Here is a 20,978-nt window from a genome sequence, read left to right as displayed (position 1 = left end):
AGTTGTTAAAGAGTATAATTCTCTAAAAATGGATATTTAAATGTGTATATGTGGAAATGAGAAAGATTTTAACGAGTGTTGCGGTGGTATTATTTCATGTAAACGCAGTGCTAAAAATCCAGAAGAACTAATGCGAAGTAGATATAGTGCATATGTAAGAGCCGATGGAAGGTACTTAGTAAAAAGTGCTGTTAAAGAAAATCAAGTAGAAGAAGATGCTGCCCTTATTCAAGAGTTTTCTAACTCCGTAGATTGGTTAAAGCTAGATGTTATAAATGTAACAGAAGATACCGTTGAATTTAAAGCTTACTATAAAGATGAAGAGACTATACATGTCCTTCATGAAAAGAGTAATTTTATTTTAGAAGATGGTATTTGGAAATACAAAGACGGAGAGCTCTATAACTCAAAAATAGAGAGAAATGAGAGCTGTCCTTGTGGAAGTGGCAAAAAATTTAAAAAGTGTTGTGCCTAAAAATAACTATCTTACACAGTAGGAGATAATTGAACTCTTCTTTTATTTATTATCTCCATATTCAATATTCTTAAAAAATATAGAGCTTTTTTTATTAAAACCATTTTTTTCATAAAATACTTGAGCATCAGTACTTTCAATATTCGAGGAGAGAACAATATTTGCACACATCGCAGTTCTTGCATATGTTTCTAAATACTCAAGCATTTGATTTGTATAATCTCTCCCTCTATATTTTTTATCAGCTACCAAATCAAAAATAAAAAGATGGCGTTTATAATAAAAATTTGTTTGCACTGCAACTCCCGCATAACACATCAGTTCACCTCTCTCAAGCATACCAATCATTTTGTATTCCATATGTCTCATATCGTAGGCTAAATCATCAAATTCCTTATACGATAATTCCGCATATTGTTGTAATATAACTTCATAAATAGTTTCTAACTCTTTGAAATTCATTTCTCTTATTTGCATAATAATATTTTATACTAATTTAGTTACAATAGCATACAAAATAATAATTTCTATCAAGGATGTCCTATGAAAAACTCTATAACAATTACAGATAATAGAACAAATAACTCTTATGAATTTGAAATCAAAGATGCCACAAGAGGACCAAGTGTTGTTGATATTTCCAGTTTTTATGCACAAACTGGAATGTTTACTTATGACAATGGCTTTACATCAACTGCAAGTTGTACATCTGATATTACATTCATAGATGGTAATAAAGGGGAGCTTCGGTATCGTGGTATTGAAATTGAAGAACTCGCAACAGAACACTCTTTTTTAGCAGTTTGCTACTTACTGCTAAACTCTAAACTTCCAAATGAAGAAGAGTTGTTAGACTTTGATTTAGAACTTCGTCATAGATCTTTACTCCATGAGAACTTAAGACACCTTTTTCAAGCTTTTCCTTCAGGAGCCCATCCTATGGCTACTCTCTCTGCTGCAACTGCTGCACTCGCAACATTTTACTATGATCATTTAAACATATCGGATGAAAGTGATTATCAAGAGATGGCTAGGCGTATTATTGCAAAAATGCCTACTATTGCTGCGTTTGCATATAGACATTCCATAGGTGCACCTTTTATTCATCCTGATATTGATAGAGGGTTTGCAGAAAACTTTTTGTATATGCTCAGAGCTTACCCTGGTGGAAAAATGCATCGAGGAATTTATGGGGAATACACTATAAAAGAAATTGAAATCAAAGCTCTTGATACAATCTTTACTCTCCATGCAGACCATGAACAAAATGCTTCAACAACTACAGTAAGAGGGGTCGCCTCTACTGGAGCGCATCCATATGTAGCTATAAGTGCTGGTATCTCTGCCCTTTGGGGAAGGGCCCACGGTGGAGCCAATGAGTCCGTTATTCAACAACTTGAAATGATTGGTAGTATTGAAAATGTCGATAAATTTATCGCTCGGGCAAAAGACCCTGATGATGACTTTAGACTTATGGGCTTTGGTCATCGCGTTTACAAAAATTTTGATCCAAGAGCTAAAGTACTCAAAGGTTTGCAAGAACAACTTAAAGATGAACTTAAGCTTGACTCAAATCTTATGCAAATCGCCAATAAAATAGAAGAAATTGCTTTGAATGATGAGTATTTTATTTCAAGAAAACTATATCCTAACATAGATTTTTATTCTGGAGTTATCTTAACTGCTCTTAAAATACCGACATCAATGTTCACTCCTATCTTTGTGATCGGACGAACTGTTGGATGGATTACGCAATGGATTGAGTTCAAAAAGACAAAAGGAATGAAGATTACTAGACCAAGACAGCTCTATATTGGAAAATAACATTATAATTATGTTAGAATGTGTTAAAATTATTTAGGTTGGAAGTATGAATACAAAAAGTATAAATTTTAGAGTCATCACATTTTTCATAGTGACACTCATCGTATTAGGATTTGGTGTCGCATTTAGTGTCTCAAGCAGTGCCAATCAAGAAATACTAAAAACACGCATGGAACAAATGAGTTCTATAACCATAAGTAAATCTCAACATATTCAAGATTATTTCAGAGAAATGAAATACATCATAGCTTCAAAAGCCTCAAACAGTGGCACCGTGCAGTTGCTATGGGACCTAGATGAAGGACTAGAATTTCTAGAAGACAGTGACCTTGATATGAATCATGTTAAAAACACTCTGATAAAGTACTATAAAGAGAGCTATACCGCTAATGTAAACTATGACTTAGTCGGTGCTCCTCAAAAAAGAGATTTAGAAAAGTATCTTCCAAAATCAGACAAAGGTTTAATAGCACAATATCTATACATTGCTAAGAATCCCAATCCATATAATAAAAAAGAGCTCTTCAAAATGAGTAGACTCTTTAAAAATGAATATTCTGACATACATGTTCAGCAACATCCTATTCTCGGTTCGATTTTAGAAGAATTTGGACGCAATGACATTTTTCTTGTTAACACAACTGGTGATATCGTTTACAGTGCACAAAAAAATTGTGACTTTGGAACAAACCTTTTAGATGGTGTTTATAAAAACTCTGGTCTAGCAAGAGTTTTTAAAAAGAGTATGAAAACAAAACGTGGTGATGTTGTCTTTGAAGATGTTTCAATATATGAACCAAACTACAACAAGAAAACTGCATTTTTAGCTATGCCTATCTATTTTGGTGAAGACAATGAAGGAAGTATAATTTTTGAACTTCCATTATCAAAAATAAATGAAATCATCAACTTTAATAACGAGTTTGACAAGGTTGGTCTTGGTGAATCAGGAGAGGCACTTCTGGTTGGTTCTGACTATACTATGCGTAATGATAGTAGATTTATTAGTAAAATTAAAGAGTTAGATATTTCTACAAAAAAGTCTAATACTACTATTGGAAACTACAAAATAGACACTAAGTCTTCAAGAGATGCAATATCTGGAATGAGTAAAACAACTGAAGGTATAGATTATTTAGGGAATGATGTTATCTTATCTTATGCACCCATTAATGTTTACAATAATCAATGGGCTATTATAGTAAAAATAGATACAGATGAAGCACTACGCGATGCAAATAGTAACTTTACTATGGCTATTATTGGAACTGCTATTTTTATTCTTTTAATGATTATCGTTTCTTTAATGGTAATAAAGGTAGTTATCTTATCTAAACTAGAGACTCTACAAATAGCGACTTATGACCTTGCCAAAGGTGATGGTGACCTTACCAGAACAGTTGTTGTACCCAAGGGTGATGAAATAGCTGATGTTGCACATAATATAAATGAATTTATAGAAAAAGTGAGGGCTACAGTATCTCAAGCAGCATCTACATCTTCATCAAATATGCAAATAGCAAAGGATCTTTCACAAGCTTCTATAGATATGAAATCTAAATCCGATGAAGAGAATACAATGCTACATGATTTAGCTGATGATGGAAATAATCTTCAATTAATTATAAGCACTTCTATTGAACAAGCAAAAGAGACAAAAGAAAATATTGACAACACTGGTTCAACATTAAGAGATGTCAATCAACAAATCATTAGTCTTACGAAAGAGATAGAAAGTAGAAGTCATGATGAACTTGAACTTGCACATAAACTAGAAGAGCTAAGTACTGAAACAGAAGCTGTAAAAAGTGTTTTAAGTGTTATATCTGATATTGCTGATCAAACAAACCTTCTTGCTCTAAACGCAGCTATTGAAGCTGCTCGTGCAGGTGAACATGGACGTGGTTTTGCTGTTGTTGCTGATGAAGTAAGAAAACTAGCAGAGAGAACACAAAAGTCACTTTCTGAAATAAATACAACAATTAGTATCATCACACAATCAGTCAATGATGCTAGTGAAAGTATGTCTGATAATGCTCAGGCAATAGAAAAACTTTCTCAAGATGCAAATGAGACTGAACAAGATATAAGTTCAAGTGTAAATGCTATAGAAAAATCTATAATGGAAGTTGATGAGACAGTAACTGGCTACATCGAAAACTCTGAGACTATTGCTTCTATGATAATTAGATTACAAACTATAGAAAAACTTTCTAAAACTAATCAAGTGACTATAGATGACATTTCAGGTATATCTTCTAACATAATGGAAACTACTGTGAATCTAGACGACCTCTTAAATGAGTACAGAACATAAATAATCATCCCTTAAACAACTCTTTGATATAATCGCGAAAAATAATAGGTGCATTCCCTGCACCCAAGCGAGAGAAAATCATGGTAACAGTACAAAACTTAATAATGCGTTATGGAAATAGAGTTCTATTTCAAGATATAAACCTTAAACTAGACCGTCATAAGCGTTATGGCTTAATCGGTGCAAATGGTGCAGGTAAAACAACTTTTCTTAATATTCTTTCTGGAAAAATTAGTGAATATGAGGGTGATGTTGTTATCCCTAAAGCAAATAGAGTTGGTGTTTTAGGCCAAAATCAATTTGCGTTTGAAGATTACACTATTGCAGATACTGTTCTTTATGGTAACAAACGTTTATTTGATGCTATTAAAGAAAAAGAAGTACTTTATGCAACTGGTGATTTTGAAGATGATGCAGTAAATAACCGTCTTGCAGATTTAGAAGTTATTTCAGTTGAAGAAGATCCAACTTATGAGTACGATGTAAACATCGGTAAAATCTTAGAAAATGTTGGTATCCCTTCTGAACAGCATCAAAATCTTATGTCTACACTTGATAGTGCTGATAAATTCAAGGTACTGCTTGCACAAGTTCTCTATCCAAAACCAGATGTACTATTTCTCGATGAGCCTACAAATAATCAAGATATTGAAACAATTACTTGGTTGGAAAACCAGCTTAAACGCCACGAGGGAACATTAGTAGTTATTTCTCACGATAGACACTTCTTAAACTCAGTTGTAACAAATATACTTGATGTTGATTATCAAAAAATTCGTGAGTTTACTGGTACATATGATGACTGGTATATCGCTGCGAACATCATGGCAAAACAGCTTGAACTAGACTCTGCTAAACAGATGAAAGAAAAAGATGAGCTAGAAGCTTTTGTTCGTCGCTTCTCAGCAAATGCTTCTAAAGCAAAACAAGCAACATCTCGTCAAAGAAAACTTGATAAAATGGAATTTGATGATATTAAACCATCATCACGCCGTGACCCAAGTATTGTTTTTAAAGCAAAACGCCCAATGGGTGATGAAGTACTTCATATAAAAAATATTTCTTTCTCTTATGCAGACAATGTAATATTTAATGACATTACTATAAAGTTTGAACCTGGAGAAAAAGTCGCACTTATCGGTGGAAATGGTGTTGGTAAGTCTACTCTTTGTAAAATTATGATGGAAGAACTAAAAGCGACTTCCGGTGAAGTTACATGGGGTGCTACAATTGAGAACTCATACTTTCCACAAGATACTGCAGATATTATAGAAGGTGATGGTACACTTTATGATTGGTTACGTGCATATGACCCTAAACGTGATATTGCTGAGATTAGAAACTGTCTTGGACGTATGCTTTTTAATGGTGAGCAGCAAGAAAAAAGTGTAGTTAGTATTTCTGGTGGTGAAAAACACCGTATGATGCTAAGTAAAATGATGCTAGAAAATGGAAACTTTTTAGTACTTGATGAACCTTCAAATCACCTTGACCTTGAAGCCATTGTAGCTCTTGGAGAAGGCTTACTTGAGTTTAAAGGGAATGTTCTTTGTGTATCTCATGACCGTGAGTTACTTGATGCATTTGCTTCTCGTATTATCGAGATTCAAGCTGATGGTTCTATTATAGACTTTAAAGGTTCTTATGAAGAGTTTGCTCAAGAAAGAGCTGACGGAAAAATATAAATACTTATGAAAATTTATGAAGACTACCTCGGCTTAGGTATAGCCGGGAACTTCGCACTTCACCTAGAGCAAGCTGGTGAACTCGAAGACTTTAAAGATGTGATTACAGCTGATGAGGCTGCACCTAAAGGATTGTTTCCTTTTTACTTACCAAACTATACTCCCTCAAATGAAACTACAACAAGAACTCCAAAAGAAATTTTAGCGACCTACCCAATTTGTGATGCTACGATTAAACTCCCAAGTAAAGGCGTAAATGTTCAAGCAGAACCTGAAGTTGGACTTGTATGCGATTTAAGTTATAAAGATGGTAAAGTTATTTCCATAACTCCCACTCATTTTGGAGCATATAACGACTGTTCTATTCGCATTGCTGGAGCCCAAAAGATAAGTGATAAAAAAAACTGGGGTGATTCATCTAAAGGCTACTCTAATACTCTTTTAGAAATAGATAAATTTCAAGCTGGCGGAGTCATGGACGATTACACTATTTGTAGTTTCTTACGTCGTGATTCAGAGCTCAATGCTTATGGAGAAGATGTAGAACTGAGTGGATATAGTTACTTCTATGAAAAATTAACAGCATGGATTACAAACCAAATAAACACACAAACAAATTTTGGCCCTCTTGAACCAATAAACGAATACATAAAAGCTTGTGACTATCCAACTAAACTACTAATCAGCATAGGTGCCACGCGTTATACAAAGTATGGTGAAAGCACTTTTTTAAAGACAGGAGATGAAGTACTAGTTGTTGTATATAATAATCAGCAGTACTCACCTCGAGATGTTAAAACAAAACTTCTAGAAGAGAATTATTCTAGTCCTAATCTTAGTGTTTTAGCTCAAAAGGTTTTATAAATGAAAATAGGTATTTATGAGCATTATAAAGGTCAAAGATACGAGGTAATAGATACTCTTAGGCATAGTGAAACAGAAGAACTAATGGTACTTTATCGTGCTCTCTATGGTGATCAAGGTTTATGGGCTAGACCATATACAATGTTTTTTCAAACTGTTCTTATTAAAAATAAAGAAACACCGCGTTTTAAATATATTGGTGATGAAAATGAGTAGAGGTAAAAAGTTAGACCTTTTTATTGGTAGCGAGATTGAAAATGGCTGGGCAGAAGTGCAAACTCCTCGAAAATCTATAATTGCTGATGAAATTGTAGAACCACAAAAGCACTTTTTAATATTTGCTAAAGAAAAGCGCAGAGGTAAAACTGTAACACTTGTTGGAGTGTTTCAACTAAGTAAAAAAGATTCTCAAAAATACCTCAAACTACTAAAGAAAAAACTTGGTTGTGGTGGAAGCTATAAAGATGGTTTTATGGAATTTCAGGGTGAACTCAAAGATAAATTACGAGAGTTCCTTATCAAAGAAAATTTTCGATTCAAAAACGGACACTAAGCTATAAGACTATCATCCTCAAAGCCTACACTAGCTTCACATACATTAGAAGTTATTGTGCATCTATCACGTCCACCCTCTTTGGATTTATAAAGCATTTTATCTGCACAGGAAAGGAGGATATTGCCGTTGAGTGCAGCATCCGCTATACAACAGACTACTCCAATTGATATAGTTACATACTCGTGAGCCAAAGAATTTTTATGATCTATCTTTTGTCCTCGTATAGCATCGCAAATGTCTCTTGATAATTTCGCACTATTTGATTCATCTGTACTAGTTAGCAGTACTCCAAACTCTTCTCCACCAAGTCTAAATATATAGTCACTTGGTCGCTTAAGAGTATGCTTTAATGTTTGAGCCACTACTTTAAGAGCTTCATCCCCTTTTAGATGCCCATATGTATCGTTATACTGTTTAAAATAATCAATATCTAACATCATGAAAGTTATATAATCATTACTACGCTGTGCACATTTTAACTCTTTATCATAGACCATATTAAAGTACCTACGATTATGTAGATTTGTTAAAGCATCAGTATATGAAACATTTTCAAGTTTTTTATTTACTCGCTTTAACTTATTCGTTGTGATCTCTAATTTTGTCTGGTCTGACTGTATGCTTTTAAAGACATATAAAGAGATAATAATAAGTGTACTTAAGATAAATACTAAAGTAATACCAAGCTGTTGCTTAGTCCTTTCATAATGAAACAAAAACTTTTTTCTTTCATAGTTTGCGATGCTTACTTCATACTTTATAAGCTTTTGTATCACCTTATGAATTGTGAACACTTTTTTTTCTAATGTACGAATAGAAATATTACTTAAATCTTTACCCTCTTTTACAATGGAATAAACTTTAAAAAAATATTTGTTGATATTATTTATCTCTAAATCTGTATAAGATACATATTCCATTTCATCATCGCGCTTAAAATGTGACTCATAATTTTTCCATTTTTTAATAATATGGTTTAATGATTTACGAATTTGTGTAGCAGACTGTTCGGGACTTATTTCTAACCTTGAAGCTTGATATATTGTACTGGCAAGTCCATTATGATATGTTTGTATTATTTCATTAAGCTCTATTACTGGTACTAACGAGCCAAAATATAAAGCATCTATATTTTTTTTCATGGAGTCTATATGTATAGTTCCAATAATTCCCATACCAATAAGAGCTATTGTAGTTATTATGAAAAGAAAGAAGAGTTTACTTTTTAGCTTTAGTGTTTCAATAAACTGCATATCTCTCCCTTATGATATTAACTACAAGGCATACTTAGCAAATTTCATTCCCATTAAAATAAATATTTTTTAGATATATTTATCCAACGGGTGTGGTTAATGATTAAGAAATACTTTCTATCTCTTTGACACTCTTTCTAATTCCTTTTGAAAGATTTTCATATCCATCTTTTGTAACTAAAATATCATCTTCAATTCTAATTCCAATACCTCTGTATTTCTTAGGAACATCTTTATCATCTTTATCTATATACATTCCGGGTTCTATTGTCATAACCATACCAGATTTCAAAGGTATTTCTTTGCCCTTTTTCGTTCTGTATGGAGCTTCATCATGCACATCTATTCCCATCCAATGTCCTACTCCATGTGGATAGTACTTTTTATGTGCTTTACTTTTAAGAAGCTCTTGTTTATCACCCTCTAATATACCTAACTCCAACATACCATCACAAAGTAACTCTTCGGATTTCATTTGAATATCGGTTCTAAGAATATTAGGCTTTATCATAGCTATAAGCTTCTCTTGAACATCTAAAATCATCTCATAGAGTTCTTTTTGTGCCTTTGTAAATTTTCCATTTGCCGGTATTGTTCTTGTAATGTCACTTGCATAGTATTCATACTCACACCCAGCATCAATCAGTATTAGTTCGTTATCTACTATTTTACTATCATTGTTTATATAGTGAAGTGTATTTGCTGCGTTTGCTGAGGCTACTATTGATGTATATGCATCGCTATAAGCACCATTTTTCTTAAAGATATATTCTATTTCCGCTAAAAGCTCATACTCATTTCCTAGTATTTTACTTTTTTCCATTGCCATATGATGGGCATCTTTTGTGATAGAAACAGCTTTTTTGATCAAGGCTATTTCTCCATCACTTTTTATTAAACGTGACTTTTCAATAATTATTGCTATATTTTTATGAGAATGGTAATGATTACTTAACTCTTTGATTTTTTCAATTCTTGAAGCATCTGATCTAAAATCAAAATAAATATTTTGTCCCAACTTGATAAATTCTTCGAGCATTTTATCTAGTTTTTTTATACTAAAAACTTCATCAATTCTAAAATGCTTTCTCCCTCTCTTCTCACCAAGTCGTTTTCCCGTCCACAGTTCAAGAAGCTTATCTCTATGTTGCACAAACATATAAGTTTTAACAATTCCCTTTTCTTTATGAAAGAGGAGTGCCGCATTATCTTCTTTAAAGCCACTTAGGTAGTAAAAATTACTATTTTGTCTATATGCATACTCCGTATCATTCGATCGTGTTTTCATAGTTGCACTGAAGACTATAGCTATAGAATTGTCTTTAAGCTTTTTACCTAAAGTAGTTCGCCGTGATACATATTCTTTTTCTTTTATCATTTGCATACCTCACTTAACCATTTATTAGTTTCTTCTAACACAACTGCAAGTCCTAAATTAAGTGCTTTTACACCACCTTGTGCATTTAAATCCATTACTTCAACTCTCTTTGTAAAATTCCGACTAGAAAGACTTTTAACAGTTTCAGCATCAAAAAGGGCCATATCAAGAGATACTATCACATAGGATTTACCATCGCTATCTGTAAAGTACTGCATAAAATCTTCTAAATTACTTTCTAAGATGTACTTGCTTTTTGTATAAGATTTAAACCCATGAACACTAGAAAAAATATTTGTTCTTTTTATACTTTTTACTAACTGAGAACTTATAGCCTTATTTGGACTTTCCGCCCAAGCTGATTCTGAAAAAGAAAACTCCTTATATCCATCCTCAGCATATTTCATCTTTTTTGACATAAGAGAACTTGAGCTATTAACTTTTCTAACCTTCAAGGAACTTTTTTTACATAAAGTAGATTTATACGTAGTTATTTTCACTTTGGGTACTATCCGATACTCAAAGACTAAAGGCTTTGTAACAGTACATCCTGTAAATAGGAATATAAAAAATATGATAATAAATTTCATTTTACTTCTCTCCTGGTGCTTTTTTTATCTCTTGAGTTTTATAAAAAATATCTGATGGACTTTTATTATACTGTTCAAGGACATCTTCAAATTTAACCATTAACTCTTGCATTTCTAAAAAAGCACCATTTATTGTTGGTACAACTTCAGCAGAAATATCTTTAATATTAAATTCTCCACCAGAAACAGCACTTTTAATAACATCCATAGTACTTTTTATACCTTTGTAGCTTTGCATTACTGAATTCAATGAGTGAGATACATTATCTTCCCATCCTATACTTTTGTCTACAAATTTATTAACAAGTGGAATAGTTGTGTTAATCTTTGTAGTAAATTCATCTAAGTTCTTTGCACTATTTTGTAAATGAACGATAGTTTTATTATCAAGAAGAATTTCCATTCTTCTCATCATACTTGCAGTTCTTCTTAAGAGGAGTGCCATCTGTTTTTGATTGTCATCTCCTAAAAGCTCCTCCGTTTTACCAAGTGTAGATGAAAACTTAGAGGACATGCTACTAAAAGAGCTCTCTAAATTTTCAAAGAATGAAGGGAGGGTTTTAATAACAGGATATTTTTCACCCTTCCTAATTTCTAAAGGTGGACTCTTGCGAGAACCATTACTCAAGTTTATGTATGTCAAACCAGTAATACCCTGTGCGGTTAGTTTTGCCACAGTATCCATCTTTATAGGTGTCGTCTTTAATATAGATATGGTAACTTCTATCTGCTCTGAATTTTGAGTGTTAATCTGTAAATTTGAGACCTTTCCTACTCTGATGCCTCTATACTTAACTGGAGCATCTAGATTAAGTCCAAGTACAGACTCATCAAAATAAATTGTATATTTTTTCTGTTGAGAATTTGGTGAGCTATCTAGTAGCCAGTAGGTAAAACCAAACATCAAGATAATACCAATCAAAACTAAAAATCCGACGAAAGAGTAATTCACTCTATTATTCATATGATATGTTCCTTATTTTTAAAAAATGTTTGTATAAAGTTACTATTTACTGAGCCTATTTCACTAATTGTTCCCTCATATGCTATTTTTTGATTATCTATTATAGCGACTCTATCTAATGTATCATAGATAGATTGCAAATCATGTGACACCATTACTATCGTAAGACCAAGAACACTGCGTAATTTAAGTATCAGTCTGTCGAAGTCTCTGGCAGATATAGGGTCAAGTCCACTAGTTGGTTCATCTAAAAAGAGGAGCTTTGGATCCATTGCTAAGGCTCTCGCTAATGCTGCTTTTTTTTTCATTCCACCACTTATTTGAGAAGGAAAAAGATGAGCATCACTTGACTTTAATCCCACTAAGTTTATCTTAAAATTAACAATTTCATCTATCATCGACGAAGATAAGTCAGTATATTCTATTAAAGGAAGAGCAATGTTTTCTTTAATACTTAAGGAAGAAAAGAGTGCACCAGCTTGAAATAAAACTCCCCACTTACTTCTGATTTTTTGAGCATTTACATGATTAATATTATATATATCATATCCTAATACCTCTATACTTCCCTCACTAAACTCTTGGAGCATAACCATTTCACGTAACAGTGTTGTCTTTCCGCAGCCACTTGGACCTAATAACCCATATATTTCACCCTCTTTAATTGTAAGGCTTATATTATCATGAACAATTTTATTTTCAAACTTTGTTTTGAGGTTTCTAACTTCTATAATATTCATTTATATTCCTACACTTGTAAATGCAATGGAGAAGAGTGCGTCACAAACTATAACAGCAAAAATAGATTCTACTACACTTTTAGTGGTGTTTATTCCAATACTTTTGGTATCATCTTTGACTACAAGTCCCCTATAAATTCCTATTGAAGCTATCAAAAAAGCAAAGAAAGGAGCTTTTAATATACCTACATAAAAATGCTTTACTTTAATAACCTCTTGAAACCTACTAGTAAACACTTCCACCGTAATACCTAAATCTATATTTGCTACTATCATCCCACCTAGCATACCCATAATGTCAGATACAAAAACTAAAATAGGGAGAATAATCATAAGGGCAATAATACGAGGCAGCAGCAAAAAAGAATAAGGGTCAAAACCCATTGTTTTCATTGCATCTATTTCTTGCGTAATTTTCATCGCACCTATTTGAGCTGTAAATGCTGAACCACTTCGTCCAGCAATTACTATAGCAGTTATAACAGGAGCTAATTCTCGTAAAATAGAGAGCCCGAGCATATCTACAATAAATATATTGGCCCCATATATTTTAAGTTGATAAGACGATTGGAATGCTACAACTAATCCAATAAGAAAACTAGTTAAGGAAACTATCCATAAGGCTTTTACACCACTCTCATTTATCTCAAAAAATATTTCTTTATAGCGGATACTTTTAAAAGATTTAAGGTATAAAACTATACTCATGAAAAGTCGTCCTAAAAACTCCATAAAATATTTAACTCCTTCTATATACTTTCTATATTTTCTATAAAAAATATGTAGACTTGAAACTGCTCTTTCATCTCTAGTATTTGAATCTATTTTATAATTTTCCACTAACTCAAGTGTATCATTGATCTTTTTATTATGAGAGCTTATTTTTACATTGAAGGTTTGTATTTCATAGTCATGCTGTAATTTGTTTAAAAATAAAGCTCCAGCAGTATCTAGGAATAAAATAGCGTTTAAGTCAAAGACTATCTCTTTTACTGTTGAAGTATTAATGTTTAGCAGTTTATTTTGAAGTATATTGATAGTATAAACAGTAATCTCTCCTGAAAAATTCAAAAAGAGTTTATCTGCTTTGAGTTGTATAGTAATTAGTGTGTGCATTAGTTACTTTCTTAGAAATCTCTCTCAAGTAATTTAGGTACTTTTAAAATCGTTATGATTTTATCTTCTTGTTTACCGACACCTTCAATTATTGTGTCACTACCTTTTGTTGTATCTGGTGGTGGACCAATGTCTTTTTTCCTAAGTCGTATAGCCATGGTAAGTCTATCTATAACAAACCCTGCAACATCGTCCCCATCTCTCATGACAATAAAGCGTGTCTCATCCGAGTGCTTTTTAGTTTCTAGTCCAAACTTTGCACGTAGGTCAAGAAGAGGAATTACCGCTCCACGAAGATTAAACACTCCAAGAACATACTTTGGAACTTGAGGTACTCTTGTCCAAGAAAATGGCTTAATTATCTCTTGGATCGAAAGAATAGGCACTGCATACTCTTCATCACCAATAATAAATCCAACTAATTGAACAACATCATCTATATTGCCATTAATAGCATTTTGTTGATCACTTTGTTTATTAATAATACTTTTTAATTGATCACTCATGATAAGAACTCCGATTTCAAGTTAATGTTTCGTTGAACAACACTTGCTAAATAATCTGCTGAATATGGTTTAGTAATATACTCAACCATTCCTGACTCAACCCCACGCATTCTATCTGATTTACCTGTACGAGATGTAACAGCAATTAATGGTAAATTTTTATACTTATTATACTTTTTAATCTCTCCGGCTAAAGTGTATCCGTCCATTCTTGGCATTTCTATATCTATTAGCATTCCATCGAAATTGTAATCACCTGCTTTTAAAATATTAAGTGCTTCTTGTCCATCAGTTGCTTCAACAAGAGTCACACCTAAAGGGTCAAGAGCCTTTATCATGATAGTTCTATCTGTTTTTGAATCATCTACTATCATAACCGTATAATCACTTGCTTTATCTTTTGTATTAGAGCTTGATTCACCTACTGTTTCGCTGATCATAGCTGTGGATTTAACATCTCTAGCCATTTGCATAAGTGCTACAACATCAACAATAAGTGTTACACCACCATCACCCCGTATAGTAGCTCCAGCAATACCTTCAATACCTTTAAGATAATCTCCTAATGATTTAATAACTATCTCTTCTTGTCCAACTAAAGTATCCACAATAAGACCTAGTTTACTTGTACCCAGCCCAAGTACAACAACATAAGCATATTCTGCTGAGTCTAAAATTCTTTCAACTTCAAAGATATCACCAATATGAACAAGAGAGAGTACCTCCTCACGAAGTCTCATAACAGAGCGACCTTCTACTGTGTATATCTCTTCTTTAGAAATTCTTACTGTTTCAAGTACTGAAGCAAGTGGTATAGCATAATATTCTTCTTGAACTCCAACAAGCAAGGCCTGGATAATAGCAAGAGTTAAAGGAATTTTTAACTTCATCGAAGTTCCAACACCTACCTCACTATCCATATCAATAATACCATTAAGTTTTTCAATGTTTGTTTTTACAACATCCATTCCAACACCACGACCTGATACACTCGTTACAGCAGCAGCAGTGGAGAAACCTGGCTTAAAGATAAGAGAAAAAGCCTCTTTATTACTCATATTATCGGCTTCTTTATCGGTAATAATTCCCTTTTCTAAGGATTTCTCCTTAAGCATAGTTGCATCCAAACCCTTACCATCATCATCAATCTGTATAACAATCTGGTTTCCTTCATTATAAGCTTTTAAGCAAATAGTTCCTGCTTCATTTTTTCCTTGACCTGCACGAATATCAGGAGTTTCAATACCGTGATCACAAGAGTTACGAATTATGTGAACAAGAGGGTCGCCGATCTCTTCGACAATAGACTTATCAAGTTCGGTTTCTTCTCCTGATATTTCTAATTCAATATTTTTTTTAAGCTCACGAGATAAATCTCTAATCATTCTTGGAAACTTATTAAATACTTTTCCAATAGGCAGCATTCTAGTTTTCATAACAGCAATTTGAAGGTCTGTGGTTACTAGAGATACTATTGATACGACTTGATTAAGTTCCTCTAAAAATTCTTCACCTTCGTACCGCTCTTCAACATCATCATTAATCTTAATCAGTCTATTTTTTGCAAGAACTAACTCACCTATAAGATTCATTAAGTGATCAAGCCTTTTCACATCAACACGAATTGTTTGTTCTACTGCTGCGGGAGCACGTTTAGTAGGGGCCGCCGCTTGTTCTTCTTCTTTCTTTTTCACTACAACAGGAGTAGGTTTTGGTGTAGGTAGTGATTCAGGAGTAGGTTTTGGTGCTGGAGTCACTACCACTTCTTCTACTATGGAAGGCGCAACTAAAACTGTTTCACCCGCATCAATTTTGGCTTTACGCTTAGCCTTATCTTCATTTTGGCGATCATTAAGAAGTCTTTGTATTTCAGCTTCTATTTCATTATCATCCATATTATCGTAATCTGGTTCTACTGACGGTTCTTTTTTAATTGAAGGAGCAGCTAAAACTGTTTCACCTGCATCAATTTTGGCTTTACGCTTAGCCTTATCTTGTGCTTGACGCTCACTTAAAAGTCTTTGAATTTCATCTTCAACTGCAGCATCATCCATACTATTATAATCTAGTTCTGGTTCAGGCTCCACTAAGACTTCTTCAACAACTACAGGTGATTCTATACTTTCCGGCACTTGACCTTTAGTAATTGCATCAAGCTTTATAACACAATCAGCTACATCTACTCCTGCATCAGCACTTGTATCACGAATAGTTTCTAAAAGTGCCTTCATGAGGTCAATAGACTCAAGTACAACATCCATAATATCTGGAACGAGAATAAGCTCACCATGTCTTGCTTTATTTAGAACATCTTCCATATGATGAGTTAAGTGAGTTAAAACATCAAAGTTTAAAAATGATGATGCTCCCTTAACGGTATGTGCAACACGAAAGATCCCGTTTAAAAGCTCTAAATCCTCAGGTGTGTTTTCTAGCTCAACTAAATCTTGATCTAACTGTTCAATTAACTCAAATGATTCAACTAAAAAATCTTGTAGTATCTCTTGAAATTCATCCATATTTATACTCCTGGCTTCATATGTTCATGTACAACACGTGCTATCTCACTATAAAAATAGCTTGATTCAAACTTAACTAAATAAGCCTCTCCACCCGCTTTTATACCTCTATTCTCACTAAAGTGATCACTAATAGAAGAGTTGAAAACTATTGGAATATCTGCAAACCTTCTATCTTCTTTTACATTTGCTGCAAAATGAAAACCATCCATTCTTGGCATTTCAACATCACTAATAATTATTTTTAAATTATCTGATATATATTCACCATATGTTTCATATATCTCATCTAACTTCTCAAGGCCTTCTTGTCCATCCACAGCTTCTACAACTTTAAAGCCCATTTTCTCTAGTGATTCTTTAATTATTCTTCGGGCAGTTGCACTATCGTCAAGAACAAGTGCCACACCTGAAAAAGATTCTATCTCATCGGGAAGGCTATTTAGATCTGGCTTATAAAGTCCAAGATCTTGAACAACACTTTCTAAGTCCAAGACAAGAAGTACATTATCATTCTCAACTTTTGTTACACCCGTAATTTTGTTGCTATCTATAGATTCTCCACCACTCATATAACTTGCTGGTTCTATATCACTCCAGCTTATTCTTCGTATTCTTTTAGCTTCATCAACAACAAAACCTATAAGAACATTATTAAACTCCGTAATAATAACCCTTGAACTTTGCTCTATTCCTTCGGGTGCTTTAATTCCCATCCATTTAGCTAAATTCACAACAGGTATGACAACTTCTCTTAAATCAAAAATGCCCTCTATATATTCTGGTGTTCCAGGTAGTTCCGTGAGCTCAGGAATTCTAATAATTTCTCTTACTTTTGAAACATTGATTCCATATATACCTTCATAAATACCATCATCTTCTTGTTTCATTATGCGAAAATCTACTAGTTCCATTTCATTAGAGCCAAGCTTTAGTGAATTGTCTTGCATACTTTAAATCTCCTTGTGAGAGTTTCTTTCTTCAAATAATTGTTTATCTTCTAGAGATTTTACAATAAAGTATCTTTGATTGCAAGCAAAGGCAGGTAAATTCAGATAGCTAGTTTCATGAAGATTCAATGCAATATTTTGATGAAAATGTCCCTCTATAAAATAGTCACACTCATATTTATCTTCAATACGGTTTTGGATAAACTTTGTAAATCCTATAAACTCTTTACAATCATCTTTTTTAGAAAGGTATTTATCAAGCTTTTTAAGAATGTTGTGATTATAAAGTGTGTCAAATAAATTAAGTACAAATAAAATCCACGAGTTTCTAATCAACTTTGTATAGCTTTTATAAAGGAACTTTCCATCAAAATCACCATGTGATAAATAAACTTTTTTATCACTATAGGTACATAAAACTGGCTGCATTTCTATTGGAAAAACTTGTGCTAAAGGAAACAGTTTACAAAGGTTAAAATCATGGTTTCCTTCTAAGTATATAACTTCGATATTCTCACTAATTTTATTTATAATACTAATGATATTTTTATTTTCACGGTGAGTATAAGGAACTTCTCCAACCAGTGCATCAAAAATATCACCCATTAAAATAAGCTGTGTCGCAGGGACTATTCTTTGGTCAATATCATTAATTAGTGAAAAGAGTTCTGGGCGAAGAGATGAGTAGTGTGCATCAGAAATGATAACAGCACCCTCTTTTAATTCTATATTATGGGACATAAGCTATATTTGGAATTCCACTATTTTCACCAAGTCCCATCATCAAGTTTGCATTTACAACGGCTTGAGAAGAAGCACCTCTCATAAGGTTATCTATAGAAGAAGATACAAAGAGCATATTGCCCTTGCGCTTAACATAGATGTCGCAAAAGTTAGTTCCAGCTACATTTTTCATGTCTACCGGATTCTTACATACTCTTACATTTTTTTCATCTTTGTAAAACTCTTTTAAAAGTTCCACTTCATCAAATACACCTTCTACTTGAATATACATAGAACTTAGCATTCCTCTCGTTAAAGGAACCAAATGAGGCACAAAGTTCACGTCATCAAACGCGACACCTAACTTTTGTGCTATCTCTGGAGCATGTCTATGAAGTAAAGGCTTATATGCAAATAAATTGTCATTTACATTAACAAAGTGCGTTGACTCACTTAGTTTTTTCCCAGCACCACTAACCCCTGTTTTTGCATCAATAATAATAGGAGTATGCTCTTGTCGTTTACTCATAAATGGAAGTAATCCTAGTATAGATGATGTTGGAAAACATCCAGGGTTCGCTACAAGAGAAGCTGATTTTAATTCTTCTCTAAACATCTCTGGTAAGCCATAAACAACATGCTTTAGATTTTCCATGTCAGTATGTGGCACATAGAACTCTTCATAAACTTCTTGAGTAAGTCTATAGTCAGCAGAAAGGTCTACAACTTTTACGCCAAGTTCCATAAGAGGTTTTACATAAGCCATAGCTGTTTTATGGGGAAGTGCTAAAAAGACAAGTTTGCACTCTTTTGCCATCGCGTTTACATCTGCTTTTTTTACTTCATCTTCACAAACACCACTGAGTGAAGGGTGTAACTCATTAATAGTTACTCCACCCTCTGAGTTAGCAATATATGTAAGATTAAATATAGGATGATTGATTAGAATTTTTACAAGTTCTAGTCCTGTATATCCTGTAGCACCAACTACCCCTACCTTTATACTTTCACTCATCTATTTGCACTCAAAAACTATTTCTTTGTATTTCACCTCATCTATTTCGAACTCTTTTGTTCCACCAGGGAGAGTGACTTTGACTTCATCACCCTCTTCTTTTCCAAGAAGCTGTTTAGCCAAAGGAGAACTAAAAGATATCAGTCCAATATCTGGATTAGATTCACAACCACCAACTATTGTATAAGTGGCTTCTTCGTCTGTGTCCATATCTGTCATTACTACTGTTGAACCAAAACTTATTTTTGCATGTTCGAGTTCACTTGGATCTACTATTTGAGAATTTCCTAGTATACCTTGTAGGTCCCCTAGACGGTTATCTATGGTTCTTTGCATCTCTTTAGCTGCATGGTACTCTGCATTTTCTTTGAGGTCACCATGTTCTAGTGCTGACTCTATATCTTTTACCACTTGTGGACGTTGTACTTCTTTGAGGCTTTTTACTTCGGCTTGTAGTTTTTCATAGCCAAAAAGTGTCATCGGTTCTACTCTTTGCATAGTGTATTCTCTTTTATCGTAGTTTATTTTTGTTATTATAGCCTAGCTTTCATTACAACTTAAAATTCTTCTTTGTCTTTCCATAAAATTTTATATAAATAAGTTATAATTGTACTAAAAAGGTTATATATGGATGATCCTACTACGAATAGACTAAGAGCAGAAGTGAAGAAAGCTTACTATCTCTCCGAGCGCTATGATGTGATGTCAACATTCGCTCTTTTATATTATGAGGGGGATATAACATTTGAGGTACTTGGCAGTTTTATTAGAGTATCAGATAACTTTCTAAGAATTGATGCTAATCACTTTTTTATAGTTTATACGTATACTGAACAACAAAATGCATTCAAAGCTTCCCAGAACCTACTTGTCAATTTAGACAAATATTTTAATAATATAACTTCTTGTGTGGCGCTAGATATTTTTGATACTTCCTTACATTACACAGCTGTTTTTAAGAGACTTACCCAAATACTAAATGAAACAAAAAAAAATCCTTATTCTAGAATTGAAGATGAAAATATTTTAAATGGGTTAATTTAAAAATAATATAGTTTGCTAAATTGATTTAATTTTAAGTGAAGTTGGTTAAATAAAAGTGGCGCGGTGGAAGGGACTCGAACCCTCGACACCCTGCGTGACAGGCAGGTACTCTAACCAGCTGAGCTACCACCGCGCATATATAAAGAATGTAATTTTTTTTAGTTGTGCTAAAGGTTTTGGCGAAGCATAGTGTACTATGTGAGCTAAAAGCTTAAGTGCAAATAATTAAAATGGTGGGCATTACTGGACTCGAACCAGTGACATCTACCTTGTAAGGGTAGCGCTCTACCAACTGAGCTAAACGCCCATTTTAAAATTTCTAACACCAAATGATTGGCGACCCCTAAAGGATTTGAACCTCTGTTCCTACCATGAAGTGATAGTGTCCTTAGCCACTAGACGAAAGGGTCACTGTTCTTTCATAAACGAAAGGTTTGTCAATGTGATTTTGAATTAGTT

Annotated in this window: 21 protein-coding genes and 3 tRNA genes; 8 read left to right on the top strand and 16 right to left on the bottom strand. The window is 33.4% G+C overall.

The genetic code is table 11. The annotated features are described in order from the left end of the window. The first annotated feature begins 40 nt into the window (after positions 1-40). Positions 41-475: a YchJ family protein gene (locus tag HOG88_RS04025; RefSeq protein ID WP_295003469.1), complete on the top strand. Its 435-nt coding sequence runs from the start codon at positions 41-43 to the stop codon at positions 473-475. A 42-nt stretch (positions 476-517) separates the two neighbouring features. Here the strand turns inward: HOG88_RS04025 and HOG88_RS04020 are convergent, their stop codons facing one another. Then, positions 518-952, bottom strand: a complete 435-nt coding sequence (locus tag HOG88_RS04020) for a GNAT family N-acetyltransferase (protein WP_295003466.1) — start codon at positions 950-952, stop codon at positions 518-520. A gap of 66 nt (positions 953-1,018) precedes the next feature. Between HOG88_RS04020 and HOG88_RS04015 the strand changes: the two genes are divergently transcribed. From HOG88_RS04015 to HOG88_RS03990, 6 genes are all read left to right on the top strand, one after another. Next, entirely contained in the window at positions 1,019-2,299 is a 1,281-nt protein-coding gene (locus tag HOG88_RS04015; RefSeq protein WP_295003464.1) for a citrate synthase, read from the top strand. A gap of 46 nt (positions 2,300-2,345) precedes the next feature. Then, positions 2,346-4,616: a methyl-accepting chemotaxis protein gene (locus tag HOG88_RS04010; RefSeq protein ID WP_295003461.1), complete on the top strand. Its 2,271-nt coding sequence runs from the start codon at positions 2,346-2,348 to the stop codon at positions 4,614-4,616. Between the two features lie 80 nt (positions 4,617-4,696). Beyond that, entirely contained in the window at positions 4,697-6,301 is a 1,605-nt protein-coding gene (locus HOG88_RS04005) for an ABC-F family ATP-binding cassette domain-containing protein (protein WP_295003459.1), read from the top strand. Between the two features lie 6 nt (positions 6,302-6,307). Next, positions 6,308-7,165, top strand: coding sequence for a DUF5718 family protein (locus HOG88_RS04000; RefSeq protein WP_295003457.1), 858 nt, complete (start codon positions 6,308-6,310; stop codon positions 7,163-7,165). After that, a complete protein-coding gene (locus HOG88_RS03995; RefSeq protein ID WP_295003455.1) occupies positions 7,166-7,381 on the top strand; it encodes a DUF1653 domain-containing protein in 216 nt (71 codons plus the stop codon). Continuing rightward, positions 7,374-7,718, top strand: a complete 345-nt coding sequence (locus tag HOG88_RS03990) for a translation initiation factor (RefSeq protein WP_295003453.1) — start codon at positions 7,374-7,376, stop codon at positions 7,716-7,718. The genes HOG88_RS03995 and HOG88_RS03990 overlap by 8 nt, the downstream gene beginning before the upstream one ends. Here the strand turns inward: HOG88_RS03990 and HOG88_RS03985 are convergent. The 12 genes from HOG88_RS03985 to greA all read right to left on the bottom strand — a co-directional run bounded on the left by HOG88_RS03985 (position 7,715) and on the right by greA (position 19,973). Then, positions 7,715-8,974 carry a diguanylate cyclase gene (locus HOG88_RS03985; protein ID WP_295003451.1) on the bottom strand — a complete coding sequence of 420 codons (1,260 nt, stop codon included), beginning with the start codon at positions 8,972-8,974 and terminating at the stop codon, positions 7,715-7,717. The two genes, HOG88_RS03990 and HOG88_RS03985, sit on opposite strands and share 4 nt — an antisense overlap. A 103-nt stretch (positions 8,975-9,077) precedes the next feature. Further along, complete coding sequence (locus tag HOG88_RS03980; RefSeq protein WP_295003449.1) at positions 9,078-10,352, bottom strand: aminopeptidase P family protein; 1,275 nt, start codon at positions 10,350-10,352, stop codon at positions 9,078-9,080. Beyond that, complete coding sequence (locus HOG88_RS03975; protein ID WP_295003447.1) at positions 10,349-10,942, bottom strand: ABC-type transport auxiliary lipoprotein family protein; 594 nt, start codon at positions 10,940-10,942, stop codon at positions 10,349-10,351. Before HOG88_RS03975 ends, HOG88_RS03980 begins: the two co-directional genes overlap by 4 nt. A 1-nt stretch (position 10,943) precedes the next feature. Beyond that, complete coding sequence (locus tag HOG88_RS03970; RefSeq protein ID WP_295003446.1) at positions 10,944-11,906, bottom strand: MlaD family protein; 963 nt, start codon at positions 11,904-11,906, stop codon at positions 10,944-10,946. Then, positions 11,903-12,646 carry an ABC transporter ATP-binding protein gene (locus HOG88_RS03965; RefSeq protein ID WP_295003445.1) on the bottom strand — a complete coding sequence of 248 codons (744 nt, stop codon included), beginning with the start codon at positions 12,644-12,646 and terminating at the stop codon, positions 11,903-11,905. The genes HOG88_RS03970 and HOG88_RS03965 overlap by 4 nt, the downstream gene beginning before the upstream one ends. After that, a complete protein-coding gene (locus HOG88_RS03960) occupies positions 12,647-13,762 on the bottom strand; it encodes an MlaE family lipid ABC transporter permease subunit (protein ID WP_295003443.1) in 1,116 nt (371 codons plus the stop codon). A gap of 11 nt (positions 13,763-13,773) precedes the next feature. Continuing rightward, entirely contained in the window at positions 13,774-14,268 is a 495-nt protein-coding gene (locus HOG88_RS03955; RefSeq protein ID WP_295003441.1) for a chemotaxis protein CheW, read from the bottom strand. Beyond that, positions 14,265-16,787: a chemotaxis protein CheW gene (locus HOG88_RS03950; RefSeq protein WP_295003438.1), complete on the bottom strand. Its 2,523-nt coding sequence runs from the start codon at positions 16,785-16,787 to the stop codon at positions 14,265-14,267. Before HOG88_RS03950 ends, HOG88_RS03955 begins: the two co-directional genes overlap by 4 nt. 2 nt (positions 16,788-16,789) lie before the next feature. After that, positions 16,790-17,737, bottom strand: a complete 948-nt coding sequence (locus tag HOG88_RS03945) for a chemotaxis protein (RefSeq protein ID WP_295003435.1) — start codon at positions 17,735-17,737, stop codon at positions 16,790-16,792. A gap of 3 nt (positions 17,738-17,740) precedes the next feature. Then, positions 17,741-18,478 carry a metallophosphoesterase gene (locus HOG88_RS03940; protein WP_295003432.1) on the bottom strand — a complete coding sequence of 246 codons (738 nt, stop codon included), beginning with the start codon at positions 18,476-18,478 and terminating at the stop codon, positions 17,741-17,743. Next, on the bottom strand, positions 18,468-19,475 hold the full coding sequence (gene argC / locus HOG88_RS03935) for an N-acetyl-gamma-glutamyl-phosphate reductase (RefSeq protein ID WP_295003430.1): 1,008 nt from the start codon (positions 19,473-19,475) through the stop codon (positions 18,468-18,470). Before argC ends, HOG88_RS03940 begins: the two co-directional genes overlap by 11 nt. Continuing rightward, positions 19,476-19,973, bottom strand: a complete 498-nt coding sequence (greA, locus tag HOG88_RS03930; protein ID WP_295003428.1) for a transcription elongation factor GreA — start codon at positions 19,971-19,973, stop codon at positions 19,476-19,478. It lies immediately after the preceding gene. A gap of 129 nt (positions 19,974-20,102) precedes the next feature. On the opposite strand from greA, the gene HOG88_RS03925 reads away from it, so the two are divergent. Continuing rightward, a complete protein-coding gene (locus HOG88_RS03925) occupies positions 20,103-20,519 on the top strand; it encodes a hypothetical protein (protein WP_295003425.1) in 417 nt (138 codons plus the stop codon). A 56-nt stretch (positions 20,520-20,575) separates the two neighbouring features. Here HOG88_RS03925 and HOG88_RS03920 read toward each other — a convergent pair. The 3 genes from HOG88_RS03920 to HOG88_RS03910 form a co-directional block, all read right to left on the bottom strand. Beyond that, a tRNA-Asp gene (locus HOG88_RS03920) sits at positions 20,576-20,652 on the bottom strand. A 98-nt stretch (positions 20,653-20,750) separates the two neighbouring features. Further along, a tRNA-Val gene (locus HOG88_RS03915) sits at positions 20,751-20,826 on the bottom strand. 27 nt (positions 20,827-20,853) lie between these two features. Then, positions 20,854-20,929: transfer RNA gene (locus HOG88_RS03910), tRNA-Glu, on the bottom strand. Positions 20,930-20,978: the final 49 nt, after the last annotated feature.

Origin of the sequence: Sulfurimonas sp. (genome assembly GCF_018698455.1) — a bacterium.
Taxonomy (GTDB): domain Bacteria; phylum Campylobacterota; class Campylobacteria; order Campylobacterales; family Sulfurimonadaceae; genus Sulfurimonas.
The sequence above is the reverse complement of the archived record's forward strand: the minus strand, read 5'-3'. Positions and strand labels throughout refer to the sequence as shown.